This is a genomic window from Kitasatospora sp. LaBMicrA B282, from assembly GCF_050325825.1.
Taxonomy (GTDB): Bacteria; Actinomycetota; Actinomycetes; order Streptomycetales; family Streptomycetaceae; genus Kitasatospora.
Genome location: NZ_JBNQTI010000110.1, coordinates 1 through 16,988, shown reverse-complemented (window position 1 = coordinate 16,988; position 16,988 = coordinate 1). Strand labels below are relative to the sequence as shown.

The following is a 16,988-nucleotide window of genomic DNA, read 5'->3' as shown; positions in this document are numbered from 1 at the left end:
AGCCAGGGCCGAGCCGGCCCTGGCCGGTCCTAGCCCTGCCGGTCCGGGCCCTGGGCGCGGACCCGGCGCACTTGCTCCAGCGAGTCGCGCAGCTCGGTCAGCCAGCTGTCCGCGTGCTGCTCCACCAGCCGCACGCACCAGCCCAGCGCCTCGCTGCGGCTGCGGGCCACCCCGGCGGCCACCAGGGTGTCCAGCACCTGCCGCTCGGGCTGCCGCAGCCGGGTCATCACCGGCGCCGACACGGTGGTGAACAGGGCCCGGACGCCGTCGCACTCGACGCCCCAGGACACCTTCCGCCCGTACCGGTGCTCGGCCTCCCGGGCCACCCCGATCCGCGCCTCCCGGGTCCGTTCCCGGAACTCGGCGACCCGCCCTTCCACGGCGGACCGCCGCTCCGCCTCCGTGACGTCCTCGGCCAGCTCGGGGCCGGGGATCCGCCCGATCACCGTGATCTCCTCGCGGTCGACCGCGACCTCCACGAGTTCGACGAACAGCCCCTCGGGGAGCCGCCCGGCGAACCAGCCGCGGACCGCTGCAAACTCTTCCGCTGTAATCATGTAATCAGTGTTACTCGCCGAAGCACGTTCGCAAAGCCCCGAGCCGGCCCGGTCTCAGGGTCGGGCCCGGACTCAGCTGCTGCAGTCGCAACCGTCACAGCAGCAGTCGCAGCACTCGACGCCCTCGCAGCCCGCCGAGCAGCAGTCGCAGCAGTCCACGTCGCAGCAGTCGTTCCGCTGGCAGAAGCCCTCCCGCCGCTGGCGGGTGAACGGGTCGTTGTGATCGCAGCAGAGCAGCTGGCAGGTGCAGGCCATCAGCGCCCACATCGCGCAGCCGGCCAGGGTCCCGCGGCGCGGCGGCTCCGGCGGCTGCCCGCCCGCCCAGCCGTGACCCGGCCCGCCCGGGCCACCCGGGCCACCCGGGAAGGGCCCGCCCGGACCGCCAGGCCCACCCTGATAGGGACCGCCGCCCTGGAACGGCCCGCCCGGATACGGCTGCTGCGGCGGGTAGGGCTGCTGGTACGGGTTCTGCGGCGGCTGCTGGTACGGCCCACCCTGATAGGGCCCGCCCTGGTACGGCCCACCCTGGTACGAACCGTGCGCCCCCACCGCGCAGCCGGGCCCGCCGTGCTTGAAGACCCGGTCCACCGCCTGCCCGGTCTCGTGCGCCAGCAGCACGTGGACCAGCGCGCGCTCGGTGAACTCCACGTCCTTGAGCGCCAGCCGGATCCCGTGCACCGCGTCCCGGCAGAGCCGCTCGGCCTCCGTCCGGCTGGTGCCGGTGGCGGTCAGCGGGTTCCAGGCGCCCGCGGCGTCGTCCGCCGCCTGGTCCTCGGCGGCGTCCAGCAGGTGCGCCAGCCGCCCGAAGAGCCGGCCCGCCTCGCGCAGGGCGGTCGCGTTGCCCGGCCGCCCGGCGAGCACCGCGGTGTGCGCGAACGCGGCGGCGGTGGCGGTCTCGGTCGGCTCGGTGACCAACAACACCGAGCTGCCCAGGCCGGCCGCCCGCTCGACCTCGTCCTGCCGGGCCGCGGCGCTGAGCAGCACCTCGGTGTCGAAGCCCACCAGGGTCGCGCTGCCCGCGCTCTGCCGGTCCCAGCGCCTGGCCACCGCACGAGCCCCGGCCGCCACCGGGCGCCGGGCGAAGACGCCGTCCGCGTCCAGCACGTGGTCGCGCACCTTCACCGAGGCCAGGGCCAGCGAGACGGCCGCGGCGAGCCGGGCCCCCTCCCCCTTGGCCACCTGCGCGGTGCGCATCCCGCGCAACGGGCACGGCCCGGCGGTGCGCCGCCCGGTCTCCGCCGCCGCACCGCTCCGCTGGGCCTCCACCAGGACCGAGATGATCAGCCCGTCGTAGTTGGTCGCGGTCCGGGCCAGCTGCCCGTGGTCGTCGCGCAGCGCCAGGCAGAGCCCGCACAGATGGGCCAACCACGAGGTCTGCAGCTTCTCCGACAGCCGGTGCCGGCACGGCCTGATGATTCCGAACACGGTCAAACCCCTCATCCGCGCCTCCCGGCGCCCCCGTTGATCGGGCGTCATCTTAGAGGGACGGATCACCCGATCGGGTCAGGGCCCGATCGGGCCCCGGCTCCCCCGGGCCGGACCGCCGCCCGCCTGACGGGCCGTCCGACCGCGAACCGCCGAGAGCTACGTCACACCGCCCGCCCCCACCGGCCGTTGGCCGCATCCGGCACTCCCGGGACCCCTGGGCTCCTTCGGACGAGCACCGGCCGTAAAACGCTCAAGGCCCCTCCCGGATGATCCCGGGAGGGGCCTTGATGTTGGTGGAGCTGAGGGGATTCGAACCCCTGACCCCCTCGATGCGAACGAGGTGCGCTACCGGACTGCGCCACAGCCCCAACGAGAAGAAACAATAGCACCTTCTGGAGGGGCCCCGTGACCACCCCTGCTGGTGGGGCGGGGTGGGGCGGGGTGGGCTACTCGCCGACCGCGCGGGGGCGGTCGACCGGCGGGGTCTCGTACTGGTCGAAGAGCGGGGTGTGCGGGGGCTCGGCCGGGCGGCCCGAGGTCCAGGTGCCGGGGGCGGCCAGGTCGAGGCCGCGGGTGATCCGCGGGGCCACCGGGGCGGTGACGTAGGTGGGCAGCGGCACCGGGACCGGCTCCCAGGAGTCGGGGCCGGCGGCGGCGCGCTCGCGCAGGCCGTCCACCCACTCCTGGTGGTCGGTGGCCTCGACCAGCTCCTGGCCGGCCGCCCGGGGCTGGGTGCGGTCCGCCGTGGGCGCGGGCGCGACGGACCCGGCCGCGGCGTCCGCGGCGGCCACCGCGACGGTGACCGCCGAGCGGACCTGCTCGCGCTCGCGCAGCCGCTGGGCGGCCTGGGCGGCCCGGACCCGGTCCAGCTTCACCTCGTAGCGCTGGCGCTCCAGCCGCCGCAGGTGGCGGATGTAGAGGGTGAGCAGCACCGCCGGCAGCGCCGGCGCCCAGAGGAAGGTGACGCCCGCCACCGCCGCGACGATGGCGCCGAGCGCGAAGGCCAGGAAGAGCAACGTGACCATCCGCCGGCGCCGGGCCAGCAACCGGGCCCGCCGGTCGGCACCCGGCCCGCCCACGGGCATGCCGGACGGCTGCCCCGCCGGTGCCGGGGCGACTGCCGGGGTCGGCGCCGGAACCGGGGCCGGGACGTCGCCCGAGGCGGCGTCAGGCCCACCGTCCAGGTCCAGGCCGGTTCGGTCCGCGCCGGTTCGGGCCGTGCCGAAGCCCGCGCCGGTGCCGCTCGCGCCGGGCCCGCACTGGTCGGGGCCGGACACGTCGGAGTCGGGCGCGTGGGAATCGTCGTCGGCGAGGACCCGGGACGCCCGCCGCTCCAGCGCCGACCGCCCGGCGAGCAGGCGGATGGCGGTGCTGAAACGTTCGGTCGGGCGCGCTTCGTTGAGCTCGTCCTGCCTGCGGAGCCACATGGGCACCAGATAGGCAGCCCAGGCCCCTACGATGACCGCGTAGATGAGGCCGCTACTGCTCACGTTTCACACCGTACGGGCGAGGGATAAGGGCGGACAGCAATTTGACGCGGCGTGTCGCCGTGCCAAGCTGATTCTCTGACTATTTTGCCGATGTTTGTCACCGCTTGCCGCGGTGGCGATGCCATATCGATATGAATTTCGAACACTTATTCAATTACCTTGTGTGCCAGCGTTCCAGCAGCCCTTCCGGGACCTCCTCGGCGGTCAACGCGTAGACCAGGTGGTCCCGCCAGTCGCCGTCGATGTGCAGGTAGCGCGGGCGCAGTCCCTCCGAACGGAAGCCGAGCTTCTCCACCACCCGGCGACTGGGCCGGTTCTCCGGCCGGATGCAGACCTCCACCCGGTGCAGGCCGAGCGCCTGGAAGCAGTGGTCCACCCCGAGCGCCACGGCGGTCGGCATGATGCCGCGCCCGGCCACCGACTCGTCGATCCAGTACCCGACATTCGCCGAGCACATCGACCCCCAGGTGATCCCCCCCACCGTCAATTGTCCGACCAGTTCTCCGCGGTAGAGCAGCACGAAGGGCAGCATCCGCCCGGCGACCGCCTCCCGGCGCAGGTAGCGCACCATCTGGCGGTAGGTCGGCCGCGGTCCGGCCGCCCGGCCCAGCGGCACCGGCGGCACGGTGGCCTCCCAGCGGCGCAGCCAGTCGCGGTTGCGCCGGCTGGCCTCCTGCCAGGCCTTGCGGTCGCGCAGCCGGATCGGCCGCAGCACGATCTCGCCCTCGCGCAGCTCCACCGGCCAACCGGCGCTCAGCTCGCCCTCCCGGGGGGCTCGGGCGGACGCGGGTGGTCTCCGCCGCCCAGCTGGTCGACGGCGTGCGCCAGCAGCGGCTCCAGCACCGCCAGGCCGTCCTTGACCCCGCCGGTGGAGCCCGGCAGGTTGACGATCACGGTCCGCCCGGCCAGACCGGCCAGGCCCCGGGAGAGCGCCGAGGTGGGCACCTTCTCCCGGCCGTACGCGCGGATCGCCTCGGCGATGCCGGGGATCTGGCGGTCGATCACCCGGGCGGTCATCTCGGGGGTGAGGTCCATCGGCGAGATCCCGGTGCCGCCGGTGGTCAGCACCACGTCGTAGCCGGCCGCCACCGCCTCGCGCAGCGCCTGCTCGACCGGCTCGCCGTCCGGCACCACCCGCGGCCCGTCCACCGCGAAGCCCATCCGGCGCAGCCCCTCGACCAGCAGCGGGCCGCCCTTGTCGGCGTAGACCCCGGCCGAGGCGCGGTTGGAGACGGTGACCGCGAGCGCCCTCACGAGCCCTCCCCGCGCACCCAGTCGCCGCTCTTGCCGCCGGTCTTGGTGAGCACCCGGACGTCCTCGATCGCCGCGGCCTTGTCCACCGCCTTGACCATGTCGATCACGGTCAGCCCGGCCACCGCGACGGCGGTGAGCGCCTCCATCTCGACCCCGGTGCGGTCGGCGGTGCGCACGGTGGCGGTGATCTCCACGGCCTCGTCGGTCACCTCCAGGTCGAGGGTGACCCCGGAGATGGCGATCGGGTGGCAGAGCGGGATCAGCTCGGGGGTCTTCTTGGCGCCCATGATCCCGGCGATCCGGGCGGCGGCCAGCGCGTCGCCCTTGGGCACGCCCTCGCCGCGCAGCAGCTCCACCACCCGCGGCGCCACCCGCACCCGGCCGGCCGCCACCGCGGTGCGCACCGTGGTGGCCTTCTCGGAGACGTCGACCATGCGGGCGGCGCCCGTCTCGTCCACGTGGGTCAGGCGGTCGCCGGGGGGTGTGGTCACGTCAGTACTCCAGCAGAACGGGGTGAATACCGCGCTACCGTACCGCTCCGCCCGCGCCGGATCCCGGCCGGTCCGTCAGGAGGACGGTGGCACTACGCCGAAGGGCCGAGCGCCGGGGTGCCCGGGCCCCGTCACGGGGCCAGCAGGACCACCTCGACGCGCTCCCCGGCCGCCACCGCCACGGTCTCCTCGGGGACCACGATCAGGCAGTTGGCCCGGGCCAGCGCCCCGACCAGGTGCGAGCCCTCGCCGCCGACCGGCGCCACGGTGCCGTCCGCGGCCGTGTACCAACCGCGCAGGAACTGCCGCCGCCCGGCCGGCGAGCGCAGCGCACCGGTGAGGAGCGCGCGGGTCCGCGGGCGGTGGACGTCCGGGGCGCCGAGCATGGTGCGGATCACCGGGCGGACGAAGAGCTCGAAGGAGATGTAGGCGCTGACCGGGTTGCCCGGCAGCGCGAGCAGCGGGATGCCGGCCGGGCCCTCACCGATCCGGCCGAAGCCCTGCGGCTTGCCCGGCTGCATCTTCAGCCGCCGGAAGTCCATCCCCGCGTAGTCCTGGAAGACCTCCTTGACCACGTCGTAGGCGCCCACGCTGACCCCGCCACTGGTGACGATCAGGTCGGCGCGGCCCACCTGCTCCTCCAGCACCGCGCGCAGCAGCGCCGCGTCGTCCGGCACCCCGCCCACCCGGAAGGCGACCGCGCCGGCCTCCTGGGCGGCGGCGGTGAGGGTGAAGCTGTTGGAGTCGGAGATCTGCCCGGGGCCCACCGGCTCGCCCGGCTGCACCAGTTCGCTGCCGGTGGAGAGCACCACCACCCGCGGTCGGGGGCCGACCTGCACCGTGCCGCGCCCGATCGCGGCCAGCAGGCCGAGCTGGGTCGGGCCGAGCCGGGTACCGGCGGTCAGCACCGTCTCGCCGGCCCGGATGTCGCTGCCCCGGCGGCGGATGTGCGCGCCCTCGGCGACGTCCCGCAGGACCCGGACCTCCTCGCCGGCCACCGGCGCACCCATGCTGTCGGCGGCCGTGCCGGTGCCGCGCCCGCCGTCGGTCCACTCGACCGGGGCGACCGCCTCGGCGCCGGGCGGCACCGGCGCACCGGTCATGATCCGGGCGGCCTGCCCGGGACCGACCTTGGGCAGGGTGCCGGCCCCGGCCGCGATGTCGCCGACCACGGCGAGCACCGACGGGTACCGCTCGGTGGCACCGACGGTGTCGGCGGTGCGCACCGCGTAGCCGTCCATCGAGCTGTTGTCGAAGGGCGGCAGGTCGCCGGCGGCGACCACGTCCTCGGCCAGCCGGCAGCCCTGCGCGTCGAGCAGGGGCAGCTCGACCGGGGGCAGTGGGGCGACCGTGGCGAGCACATCGGCCAGGTGCTCGTCGACGGTCCAGTGGCGATCACCCGGGGCCGCGCCCCCGCACGCGTCGGGGGTGCTGCCGCTCTGTTCGGTCATCGCCACTGCCGCCTCTCCTCAAGGTCAGCCCCGCGGCCCCGGCGGCCGGGGGCGGTTGGCCCCGGCGCTGCTCAGTCCCGCAGCTCGGTGGCCACGAACTCGCGCAGCCAGCTGCGGAACTCCGGGCCCAGGTCGGCCCGCTCGCTGGCCAGCCGGACGATCGAGCGCAGGTAGTCGGCGCGGTCCCCGGTGTCGTAGCGACGGCCGTCGAAGAGCACGCCGTGCACCTGGCCGCCCTCCTCCAGGCTGAGCGTGGCCAGCGTGCGCAGCGCGTCGGTCAGCTGGATCTCGCCGCCGCGGCCGGGCTCGGTCTTCTTCAGCACCTCGAAGACCGCCGGGTCCAGCACGTAGCGGCCGATCACCGCGTAGTTGGACGGCGCGTCGGCCGGCTCCGGCTTCTCGACCAGGTCGGTGACGTGGAAGACGTCCTCGCCGAAGCCGTTGGCCTGCACCGCGGCGCAGCCGTACAGGTGGATCTGCGAGGGGTCGACCTCCATCAGCGCCACCACCGAGCCGCCCAGCTCCTGCTGGACCTCGATCATCCGGGAGAGCAGCGGGTCGCGCGGGTCGATCAGGTCGTCGCCCAGCAGCACCGCGAACGGCTGGCCGGCCACGTGCTGCTCGGCCACCAGCACCGCGTGGCCCAGGCCCTTGGGATCACCCTGACGGACGTAGTGCATGTTGGCCAGCGAGACCGACTCCTGCACCCGGCGCAGCTTGTCCGCGTCACCCTTGCGGGAGAGCAGCTCCTCCAGCTCGTAGGCCCGGTCGAAGTGGTCCTCCAGGGCGCGCTTGTTGCGGCCGGTGACCATCAGTATGTCGGAGAGGCCGGCCGCGGAGGCCTCCTCGACGACGTACTGGATCGCGGGCTTGTCGACGACCGGCAGCATCTCCTTGGGCGTGGCCTTGGTGGCCGGCAGAAACCGGGTTCCCAGACCAGCGGCAGGCACGACGGCCTTGGTGACGGGCATGCGGGAGTTCGTCGTCATGCTTTGACCTTACTCAGGCAGGTTGCCTGCCCTGACCGGCCGCTGAGGCCGCTCGATCAGGAACGGGCCTCGTCGGCGCCGGTCACGGCAGCGACAGTACGGGCGGCGCCGGGGTGGGCGATCGGGCCCGGACCAGCGCAGGGCGACAGATTACCGTGCCTTTCCGAACTCCTTTCCCGCCCGCGGAGCCGGTCGGCCACCGCCGCGGCGCCGCCGCGCGCCCGTTCGATCCGTTCGATCCGCTCGGCCTGCTCGGCCCGCTCGGCCTGCTCGGCCTGCTTGGCCGCGGTCAGCGCGCGGTCGGCCGCGCGCAGCAGCGGGACCGGGTGGCTGCCGTCCGCGGGCAGCACCGCGATCCCGGCCGTGGCCCACAGCCCGTTGCCGCCGCCCGGACCCGGCCGCGGGGCCTCGGCCGAGCGGGCCGCGGCCGGGCGGGGCGCGGCCGACCAGGGGGTGCCGGACCAGTCGAGCAGCCGGTGCCGGCTCACCACCCAGCAGAGCCGCTCGGCCACCGCCGCCGCGCCCGCCGCCCCGGTGTCCGGCAGCAGCACCAGGAACTCGGTGCCGCCGTACCGCCCCAGGGTGTCGGTGCGCCGCACCTCCAGCCCGAGCCGCTGGGCCAGGTCACGCAGGATCGCCTGGGCCCGGCCGCGCCCCTGTTCCGCGGTGAGCGCCTCGAAGCCCTCCACCTCCAGCAGCAGCACGGCCAGCTCGCGCGCCGGCTGCCCGGGCGGGACCCGGCGGCAGCGGTCCACCTCGTGTTCCAGGGTCAGTTTGAGGTGGTCCAGGTTGGCCACCCCGGTCAGCGGGTCGCGGGCCGCGCTGCGGGCCAGCTCGGCGCACCGCCGCTCCAGCTCCGCGACCTGCCGCTGCAGCCGCTCGGTCAGCTCGGCGGCGGCCCGGTCCTTGCGGCGCCGGCGCACCGCGAGCAGCGCGCCGAGCCCGGCCAGCGGGGTGCCGAGCAGCGCGGCCGCCTGCGTCAGCAGCTCGGGGGGCACCGCACTGCCTGCCATCGAAGACTCCCTCACGACCAGGGGAACGGGACCAAGGGGAACCGGCGCGGAACGTCGGGGCCGGCGCGGAACGTCGGAGCGAACGTGGAACCGGAGCGAACGGGTGCGAGAGGATCGTCGGACCACAGATGCGCATGAGGAGCGGCCGTGACCGACGATCCCTTGTACAACGACAAGGCGGCCCTGCGGTCACAGCTGCTGGCCGCCCGGCGCGCCCTGTCCCCCGAACGGCGGGCAGCGGCCGCGCTGGCGCTGGCCGACCGGGTGCCGCCGCTGGTCCCCGCCGGGGCGACGGTGGCCGCCTACGTCTCGGTGGGCGCCGAGCCGGGCACCGGCCCGCTGCTCGACCTGCTGCACCGGCGTGGGGTGCCGGTGCTGCTGCCCGTGCTGCTGCCCGACAACGACCTCGACTGGGCGCCCTACCAGGGCCGCGAGCGGCTGGCCCCGGCCGCCCGCGGGCTGCTGGAGCCGACCGCGCCGCGGCTGGGCCCGGCGGCCGTCACCGGGGTCGGCCTGGTGCTGCTGCCGGGGCTGGCGGTGGACCGGCGCGGGCTGCGGCTGGGGCGCGGCGGCGGCTCCTACGACCGGGTGCTGGCCCGGCTGGCCGCGGCCGGCGCCGAACCGCTGCTGGCCACCCTGCTCTACGAGGACGAACTGCTGGCGCGGGTGCCGGCCGAGCCGCACGACCGGCCGGTGCACGCCGTGGTCACCCCGGCGGGGGTGCAGCGCTTCACCGACGGGTAGCGGCGGGGGCCGGCAGCAGCGGGGCGGGGCGAAACCCGGACGGGTCCCCCCGCGCGGTGCGGGGGGACCCGTCGGTCGATCAGCCGGCCGGCCGGCTCACGGGGTGAGGGTCAGCCGGTTCTTGGTCGCGCCGTCCACCGCGCTGCCGGTGTAGGCCCAGGTCAGCAGCTTGCCCTGGGACCAGAGCGTGGTCTGGTCGTTGTAGTTGGGACTGAACGCGTGGCCCGACTCGCCGCCCACGTTGATCCACCGCGAGGCGTCGAAGTCGCTCAGGTCCACCACCATGCGCATCGACGGGATCCAGTCCACGTCGTAGCCCTCGGCCGCGTTCCAGCCGGCCGCGTTCACCGCCGCCGCGCCACCGCCCAGGTTGACCGGGCCGCGGTTGAGCAGCCGGTGCGTGATCCCGGAGATCAGCGAGTCGTTCTCCACGCCCAGCGTCTGGTTCTTCAGGTTCAGCTGGTGCAGCCGGCCCCAGCTCCAGGTGGAGATGTCCTTGCCGAGGTGGGCGGTGAGGTCCTGGCGGGCGTCCTTCATCGCCTCCTTGAGGATGTTGTCCAGGCCGTGCTGCTGCTGGTGGTTGGAGTCGATGTAGGTCCACCACTGGCTGTTCGGGTTGGACAGCTGCTGGCGCACCACCTCCATCCAGCGGTCGCCGCCGTCCGGCTGCGCCTGGCTGGGGTTGCGGGTGCCGCACTGGGTGACCACCCGGGTCTCGCCGCCCACGGTGCCGCTCGGCTGGTTCGGGTCGGCCTTCTGCGCGACCAGCAGGCAGTCGCCCTGGGCGCGGACCGAGGCCGGGAACTTCTGCCCGAAGGCCAGGCTGAGCAGCTGGCGCCAGACGCCGTTGTAGTAGGCGGCGGCGGCCGAGTCCGGGTCCTGGTTGTAGTTCCAGTCCTTGAGCAGGTCCTGGGCCTGGCGCACGTACGGGTCGTTGATCTGCTCCTTGAGCAGCAGCGGGACCAGGGTCTTGGCCATCACGCTGGTGTTGTCCAGCTGCATCGACTGCATGTCGTCCGGCGAGATCTTGCCGCCGTTGGCCAGCTTGGCGGTGATCTGGTCGGTGATCTCCTTGGCCCGGGTCCCGTACTCCCAGTTGCTGCTCAGCAGGTACTTGTAGCTCGGGTCCACCACGGCCTGGTTGGCGGTGACGATGTAGCCGTTGGACGGGTTGTACGCGTAGGGCAGCGAGGCGAAGGGGATGTAGCCCTGCCAGTCATAGCTCGGGTCCCAGCCCGGGACCGGGTAGGTGCCGTCGCCCTTGGCCCGGACCGGGATGTTGCCCGGGGCCTGGTAGCCGATGTTGCCCGCGGTGTCGGCGTAGATCAGGTTCTGCGCGGGGGCCACGAAGTCGGCGGCGGCGGCGCGGAACTGGGTCCAGTTGGTCGCCTTGTCGAACTCGAAGACGGCGTCCATCGACTTGCCCGGGTCCAGCGCGCTCCAGCGCAGCGCCACGCCGTAGCCGCTGGTGCCGCGGTCCGGGGCGGCGTTGCCGACCGGCGCGTAGGTGCCGACCTGCTGCTGCTCGGTGCTCTGGTCGGAGATCAGCGGTCCGTTGTCGGTGCTCCGGACGGTGATCACCCGGTCCGGGCCGCCGGCCACCTTGATGGTCTCCTGGCGGGTGGTGAACTGCTTGTCCGTCCCGTTCTCCAGGTAGGTGTTCGGGCCGGTGATCTTCTCCAGGTAGAGGTCGGTGACGTCGGCCGGCATGTTGGTCAGGCCCCAGGAGATGCTCTGGTTGTGGCCGATCACCACGCCCGGCATCCCGGCGAAGGTGAAGCCGCTGACGTCGAACGGGCAGCTCGCGCTGACCGACCGGCAGTGCAGGCCCATCTGGTACCAGGTGTTGGGCAGGCTCGGACCCAGGTGCGGGTCGTTGGCCATCAGCGGCTTGCCGGTGGTGGTGTTGGTGCCCGAGACCACCCAGGAGTTGGAGCCGATGCCGGAGCCCTGCGGGCCGAGCAGCTGCGGCATGCTGCCCATCTGGGTGGTGATGTCCTGCAGCAGCCCCTGGGTCAGCGCCGCGCTCTGCGGGGAGACCGGGTTGGGGTTGTTGCTGCCGGCCGGCGGCTGGTAGTTGCCACTCTTGTCGACCGTGCCGGTCTGCACGATGGTGCCGTTGCGGCTGTAGGGGTACTGCGGGTAGAGCTGGGCGATCTGGTCCGGGGTGAAGGTCTGGCTCAGCAGCGAGCGGTCGATCTCGTCCTGCAGGTTGCCGTTGAGCGTCCAGGCCATCGCCTTGAGCCAGGAGACCGAGTCCACCGGGGTCCACTGCTCGGGCTTGTAGCCGCTGTGCACGGTGCCCAGCAGGGTGTACTCCAGCGAGGCGCTGGCGCCGCCCGGGTGCTGGGCCAGCCAGGCGTTGACACCGTCGGAGAAGGACTGCAGGTACTGCTTGGTGGCCGGGTCCAGCTTGGTGTCGTACTCCTGCTGGGCCGTGTCGCGCCAGCCCATGGTGCGCACGAAGGCGTCCTGGTTGGCCTGGGAGGAGCCGAACATCTCGGCCAGCCGGCCCGAGGTGATGTGCCGGCGGACGTCCATCTCCCAGAACCGGTCCTGGGCCTGCACGTAGCCCTGCGCCTTGAACAGGTCGGCGGGCGTGTCGGCGTAGATCTGCGGGATCCCGTTGGCGTCCCGCTTGACGTCCACCGACGACCCCAGCCCCGGCACCTTGACGGTCCCGCTGACCTGGGGGAACGAGGCTTGCACGGTCTGTACCGCGTACCATCCGCCGGCGCCGGTGCCGGCCACCAGGAGCACGACGAGCACGAGCACGATCAGACGGGCGCGCCGGAACTTCTTGGAGCGGGGCGAGCGGGGCATCTGGGTCCTAGCGGCAGGGAGCGGGGCAACGTCACAAGAGCTGGGCGGCCGTGACCGCTCACCACATTAGGACGACTCAGGTGGCGCGAGCGCACGGGGGACACCCACGGTGGAACCAGGAGGGACCCTACCGGGCCTGGCTGAAGGGGGCGGCTCACCCATCCAGGTCAAAGATCAGGTAAAATGTTAGACTGGTTAACGATCCATCGGCCGATCGGCTGATCGGGTCCCCCGCGTCGTGTGATCGCCCATCGTCGTGCGATCGCCGTGCGGTGCGTCCCCACTGCGTCGTGCAGTGCGCCCTCCGGCGCCGCCCGACGCGCCCGGACGGGCCGCCACCCGACGAGTCGCGCGTTCGTCGCGCGATGTTCACCCGCCCGCCGGCGCCCAGAAGGCCGCCCGGGCGACCGCGCCACCACAGTGACCCCTCCCGTGCCGCCGGCCGACCTGCGCGAAGGCCGTCCCCGACCCCGAGGTGCCCCTGCGTGACCGTTGACCACTTGAACCGCCTGCTGCTCGAGTCCTCCGCCGTGCTGCTCGTCGCCGTCGTCGCGGTGCGGCTCTCCACCCGCTCCGGCCTGCCCAGCCTGCTGCTCTACCTCGGCATCGGGGTGGCGATCGGCCAGAACGGACTGGGCATCACCTTCGACGACGCCGAACTGACCCAGGTGCTCGGCTACGCCGCCCTGGTGGTCATCCTGGCCGAGGGCGGCCTCAAGGCCAGCTGGCGGGAGATCAGGCCGGTGCTGCCGGCGGCCGGCGTGCTGGCCACCCTCGGCGTCGGGATCAGCGTCTTCGCCACCGCGGCCGGCGCCCACTGGCTGGTCGGACTGGACTGGCGGATGTCGCTGCTGCTCGGCGCGATCGTCTCCTCCACCGACGCGGCCGCGGTCTTCTCGGTGCTGCGCACGGTCCCGCTGCCGGCCCGGCTGAGCGGCCTGCTGGAGGCGGAGTCCGGCTTCAACGACGCGCCGGTGGTGATCCTGGTGGTCGCCTTCGCCACCACCGGGCCGGTGGACTCCTGGTACCTGCTGGTCGTCAAGATCGTCGCGGAACTGGCGATCGGCACCGCGGTCGGGCTCGCCGTCGGCAAGCTGGGCGCCTTCGGGCTGCGCCAGGTGGCGCTGCCGTCCAGCGGCCTGTACCCGATCGCGGTGCTCGCCCTGACCTCCTTCGCCTACGCGGGCGGCGCGCTGCTGCACGGCTCGGGCTTCCTCGCCGTCTACGTCAGCGCGGTGCTGCTCGGCAACGCCAAGCTGCCGCACGGGCCGGCGGTGCGCGGGTTCGCGGACGGGCTGGCCTGGATCGGCCAGATCGGCATGTTCGTGCTGCTCGGCCTGCTCTGCACGCCCGCCACCATGGGGTCGGCGGTGGTGCCGGCGCTGGTGATCGGTCTGGTGCTGGTCCTCGTCGCCCGGCCGCTGTCGGTGCTGCTGACCCTCACGCCGTTCCGGCTGCCCTGGGCGGAGCAGGCGCTGCTCAGCTGGGCCGGCCTGCGCGGCGCGGTGCCGATCGTGCTGGCCACCATCCCGCTGGTGGGCGGAGTGCCGCACGCCCGGGACGTCTTCAACATCGTCTTCATCCTGGTGGTGGTCTTCACCCTGCTGCAGGGCCCGACGCTGCCCTGGCTGGCCCGTCGGCTGCGGATCTCCGAGGGCGCGATCGGCCAGGACCTCGGGATCGAGTCGGCGCCGCTGGAGCACCTGCACGGACACCTGCTCTCGGTCTCGCTGGCCCGCGGCTCGCGGATGTCCGGCGTCGAGGTGAGCGAGCTGCGGCTGCCGGCGGGGGCCGCGGTGACGCTGGTGGTACGCGAGGGCAGCAGCTTCGTGCCGGACCGCACCACGGTGCTGCGCGAGCTGGACGAACTGCTGGTGGTCACCACGGCGGCGGCCGAGGAGGCGACCGAGCTGCGGCTGCGGGCGGTGGACCAGGGCGGCAAGCTCGCGGGGTGGCTCGTGGGGCGGGATCGGTAGCGGCTCGATTGGTTGCACTGGCCATCGATTGCTCGCCAAAAGCCCCGCTTCTCCTTTCTCTATGCGCGTAGACAGCTTCGTCCGGTGCGCATAGAATGGCCGCGGGTACGCATCACCCGTGCGCGCCCGGCACAGAGGTATCAACAGACACCCGCAACATCTGCCTGATGCAGAGTTGGCGCGACCGCTCGGCGGCCGCGGTCCGCGACTCCTGGCCCCCGCTTCCATCGACGGCCAGCCGGACCCGGTATCAACCCCGGTCGACGCGCGAGAGGACGACTCTCGGCGCCGTCGGGGCTTTCCCACCCCCTCGTCGGTGCTACCAGGTAGCAGGAAGGACCGACCGTGGCGGTTCGCCGAACGGTCGACAACCCCGAGACGGCAGCCCTGCCCGCCGCCGCCGCGCCCACCCGGGTCGGCTACGGCACGCTGCTGCGCACCCCCGGCGCCTGGACGTTCCTGGTCCCCGCCTTCGCCGCCCGGCTGCCCTACGCGATGCTCAGCCTGGCCATCGTCCTGCTGATCCGCCAGACCAACGGCTCCTACGGCGTGGCCGGCACCGTGGCCGCCGTCGCCGCGGTCGCCCAGGCCCTGGTCGGGCCGCAGACCGGCCGGCTGGCCGACCGCTTCGGCCAGGCCGCCGTGCTGGTCCCCAGCGTGCTGGTGCACGCGGTCTCGGTCGGCGCGCTGATCGCGCTCGCCCTCGGCCACGCCCCGGTCTGGACGCTCTTCGCGGCCGGCGCCCCGGCCGGCGCCACCGTGCCGCAGATCGGCGCGATGGTCCGGGCCCGCTGGGTGGCCAAGCTGGCCGAGCAGCCGCCGGCCCACCTCAACACCGCCTTCGCCTTCGAATCGGTCACCGACGAGTTCACCTTCGTGATCGGCCCGGTGCTGGCCGGCGCCATGGCCACCGCCGTCTCGCCGGCCGCCGCGCTGATCGCCGAGGCCACACTCACCGTGGTGGGCGGGCTGGCCTTCGCTGCCCAGCGGCGCACCGCCCCCGCCCGGCACCTGCCCGAGCCCGGCGTCCGCCGGACCTCGGCCCTCGCCTCCCCCGGCGTCCGGCTGCTGGCCGGCGTCTTCCTCGGGGTCGGCAGCGTCTTCGGCGGCATGCAGATCTCCGTCACCGCCACCGCCCAGGCCGCCGGCCAGAGCGGCCTGGCCGGCGTCGTCTACGGCATCTTCGCCGGCGGGTCGATGCTGGCCGGCGTGCTCTACGGCCTGGTGGCCTGGCGGCGCTCGGCCCAGCAGCGGATGCTCGGCTGCTACGCGCTGCTGGTGGTCGGCTGCTCGACGCTCTGGGCGATGCCCAACCTGACCACGCTGGCCGTCGCCGGCCTGGTCTGCGGCCTGGCCATCGCGCCGACCCTGATCACCGGCTACATGCTGGTCGAGACCCTGGTCGCCGACGGCGCCAAGACCGAGGCCTTCACCTGGCTGACCGGCGCGATCGGCCTCGGTCTCGCGGTCGGCTCGACCGTGGCCGGACCGCTGATCGACGCGAACGGTTCGTGGGCCGGGTTCCTGGTCCCGCTGGCCGGCTCGGGCCTCGGCCTGGTGGCGCTGGTCACGTTCCGGCGGCTGCTGGTGGCTCCGGGCGCGCAGACCCGTACCGTTGCCAGGAGCGGCAGTGCGGTGGCCTCGCTGGTCGGGGCCTCGGAGCGCTGAGCGGAGCGGCGAGCAGGCCACCGGGCGGACGTCGAGTGTTCGGCGGCCGGGTGTCGCCCCGCGGGAAGCGGCGGGGCGGCATGGATCGGCGCGGCCGGTCGGGCACCGACCGGGGGCCCGCCGGGCACCAGCCGGGCGCCGACCGAACGGGGCGGGCGCTGGACTGATCAAGCGGAATGCCGCATCATGGACCGTCGTTAGCACTCATCAGGCGAGAGTGCCAGGAGGAAGACAAGTGCCCACGTACCAGTACCAGTGCACCGAGTGCGGCAACGGCCTTGAGGCGGTGCAGAAGTTCACCGACGAGGCGCTGACCGTGTGCCCGAACTGCGACGGCAAGCTGCGCAAGGTCTTCTCCGCCGTGGGCGTGGTCTTCAAGGGCTCCGGCTTCTACCGCACGGACAGCCGCTCCTCCTCCAGCAGCTCGGTCGGCTCCTCGTCGTCCGGGTCCGCCGGCTCGGCGAGCTCGTCGGGCGGTTCCTCGACTCCGGCCGCCTCCTCGGCCTCCTCCTCGAGCGGCTCGTCCTCGAGCTCCTCGGCGTCCACCTCGAGCTCGTCCGCGGCGAGCTGAGGCCCGCCGCTGCGGCGGCTCGGGCCGGACGTGGCTCGAGCTGAGCCGCGCCGGGTCACCAGGCTCGTGCAGGCCCCTGTGGCACCCGATGGGTGCTGCGGGGGCCTTTGCGTTCTCCGCGCTCTCTGCGTTCTTCGCCCTCTCCGCGCTCTCTGCCCTCTCCGCGCTTTGCGTCCCTGGCATGGGCGGGGCGATGCGTTGGCGAGGGCGATGGGCCGTCCGAGGGACTCCGGTTGTCCACACCCCCGGGGTTGTCCACAGGGTCGGAACGGATTCCGGTGGGCGGCCGCGCCGTCGCGGATCCTGGTCGGGCTCGCAGATCCACCGAGTCGGCCCACCGGCCGGTTCCCCAGGGAGGCGATCCCGATGACCACCCACACGCACTCGCACGCGCACACGCCCGCGCTCACCACGCCGGCGCCCACCTCAGCGCTGCCCGCGACCACCCGCCCGTGCGGGCGGCAGCCGCCACCGCCGCGGCCCGCCGCGCCGCCGCCCCGGCGGGCCGTCCCCGAGTTCCGGCCGATCCGGGG

At 73.8% G+C, this 16,988-nt stretch carries 14 protein-coding genes and 1 tRNA gene; 4 read left to right on the top strand and 11 right to left on the bottom strand.

From position 1 onward, the window contains the following. Positions 1 to 29: 29 nt before the first annotated feature. The 10 genes from ACQRUO_RS26270 to ACQRUO_RS26225 all read right to left on the bottom strand — a co-directional run bounded on the left by ACQRUO_RS26270 (position 30) and on the right by ACQRUO_RS26225 (position 8,673). Positions 30 to 557 carry a hypothetical protein gene (locus ACQRUO_RS26270; protein WP_428318535.1) on the bottom strand — a complete coding sequence of 176 codons (528 nt, stop codon included), beginning with the start codon at positions 555 to 557 and terminating at the stop codon, positions 30 to 32. 72 nt (positions 558 to 629) lie between these two features. Beyond that, on the bottom strand, positions 630 to 1,982 hold the full coding sequence (locus tag ACQRUO_RS26265) for a DUF5685 family protein (RefSeq protein ID WP_428318534.1): 1,353 nt from the start codon (positions 1,980 to 1,982) through the stop codon (positions 630 to 632). A 294-nt stretch (positions 1,983 to 2,276) separates the two neighbouring features. After that, positions 2,277 to 2,353: transfer RNA gene (locus ACQRUO_RS26260), tRNA-Ala, on the bottom strand. A 78-nt stretch (positions 2,354 to 2,431) separates the two neighbouring features. Next, on the bottom strand, positions 2,432 to 3,475 hold the full coding sequence (gene sepX / locus ACQRUO_RS26255; protein ID WP_428318533.1) for a divisome protein SepX/GlpR: 1,044 nt from the start codon (positions 3,473 to 3,475) through the stop codon (positions 2,432 to 2,434). Between the two features lie 154 nt (positions 3,476 to 3,629). Further along, on the bottom strand, positions 3,630 to 4,232 hold the full coding sequence (locus ACQRUO_RS26250) for a GNAT family N-acetyltransferase (RefSeq protein ID WP_428318549.1): 603 nt from the start codon (positions 4,230 to 4,232) through the stop codon (positions 3,630 to 3,632). Next, on the bottom strand, positions 4,229 to 4,729 hold the full coding sequence (locus ACQRUO_RS26245) for a MogA/MoaB family molybdenum cofactor biosynthesis protein (RefSeq protein WP_428318532.1): 501 nt from the start codon (positions 4,727 to 4,729) through the stop codon (positions 4,229 to 4,231). The genes ACQRUO_RS26250 and ACQRUO_RS26245 overlap by 4 nt, the downstream gene beginning before the upstream one ends. Further along, on the bottom strand, positions 4,726 to 5,163 hold the full coding sequence (gene moaC / locus ACQRUO_RS26240) for a cyclic pyranopterin monophosphate synthase MoaC (RefSeq protein WP_428318548.1): 438 nt from the start codon (positions 5,161 to 5,163) through the stop codon (positions 4,726 to 4,728). Before moaC ends, ACQRUO_RS26245 begins: the two co-directional genes overlap by 4 nt. Positions 5,164 to 5,351: 188 nt before the next feature. After that, positions 5,352 to 6,671, bottom strand: a complete 1,320-nt coding sequence (gene glp, locus ACQRUO_RS26235; RefSeq protein WP_428318547.1) for a molybdotransferase-like divisome protein Glp — start codon at positions 6,669 to 6,671, stop codon at positions 5,352 to 5,354. A 71-nt stretch (positions 6,672 to 6,742) separates the two neighbouring features. Then, positions 6,743 to 7,660, bottom strand: a complete 918-nt coding sequence (galU, locus tag ACQRUO_RS26230) for a UTP--glucose-1-phosphate uridylyltransferase GalU (RefSeq protein ID WP_428318531.1) — start codon at positions 7,658 to 7,660, stop codon at positions 6,743 to 6,745. Positions 7,661 to 7,716: 56 nt separating this feature from the next. Beyond that, a complete protein-coding gene (locus ACQRUO_RS26225) occupies positions 7,717 to 8,673 on the bottom strand; it encodes a GGDEF domain-containing protein (RefSeq protein ID WP_428318530.1) in 957 nt (318 codons plus the stop codon). A 147-nt stretch (positions 8,674 to 8,820) separates the two neighbouring features. On the opposite strand from ACQRUO_RS26225, the gene ACQRUO_RS26220 reads away from it, so the two are divergent. Further along, on the top strand, positions 8,821 to 9,417 hold the full coding sequence (locus tag ACQRUO_RS26220; protein ID WP_428318529.1) for a 5-formyltetrahydrofolate cyclo-ligase: 597 nt from the start codon (positions 8,821 to 8,823) through the stop codon (positions 9,415 to 9,417). A 96-nt stretch (positions 9,418 to 9,513) separates the two neighbouring features. Here the strand turns inward: ACQRUO_RS26220 and ACQRUO_RS26215 are convergent, their stop codons facing one another. Further along, on the bottom strand, positions 9,514 to 12,240 hold the full coding sequence (locus ACQRUO_RS26215; protein ID WP_428318528.1) for a penicillin acylase family protein: 2,727 nt from the start codon (positions 12,238 to 12,240) through the stop codon (positions 9,514 to 9,516). 485 nt (positions 12,241 to 12,725) lie between these two features. Between ACQRUO_RS26215 and ACQRUO_RS26210 the strand changes: the two genes are divergently transcribed. From ACQRUO_RS26210 to ACQRUO_RS26200, 3 genes are all read left to right on the top strand, one after another. Then, positions 12,726 to 14,216, top strand: coding sequence for a potassium/proton antiporter (locus tag ACQRUO_RS26210; protein ID WP_428318527.1), 1,491 nt, complete (start codon positions 12,726 to 12,728; stop codon positions 14,214 to 14,216). Positions 14,217 to 14,561: 345 nt separating this feature from the next. Further along, on the top strand, positions 14,562 to 15,884 hold the full coding sequence (locus ACQRUO_RS26205; protein WP_428318526.1) for an MFS transporter: 1,323 nt from the start codon (positions 14,562 to 14,564) through the stop codon (positions 15,882 to 15,884). 235 nt (positions 15,885 to 16,119) lie between these two features. Beyond that, positions 16,120 to 16,455 carry an FmdB family zinc ribbon protein gene (locus ACQRUO_RS26200; RefSeq protein WP_428318525.1) on the top strand — a complete coding sequence of 112 codons (336 nt, stop codon included), beginning with the start codon at positions 16,120 to 16,122 and terminating at the stop codon, positions 16,453 to 16,455. Positions 16,456 to 16,988 lie beyond the last annotated feature (533 nt).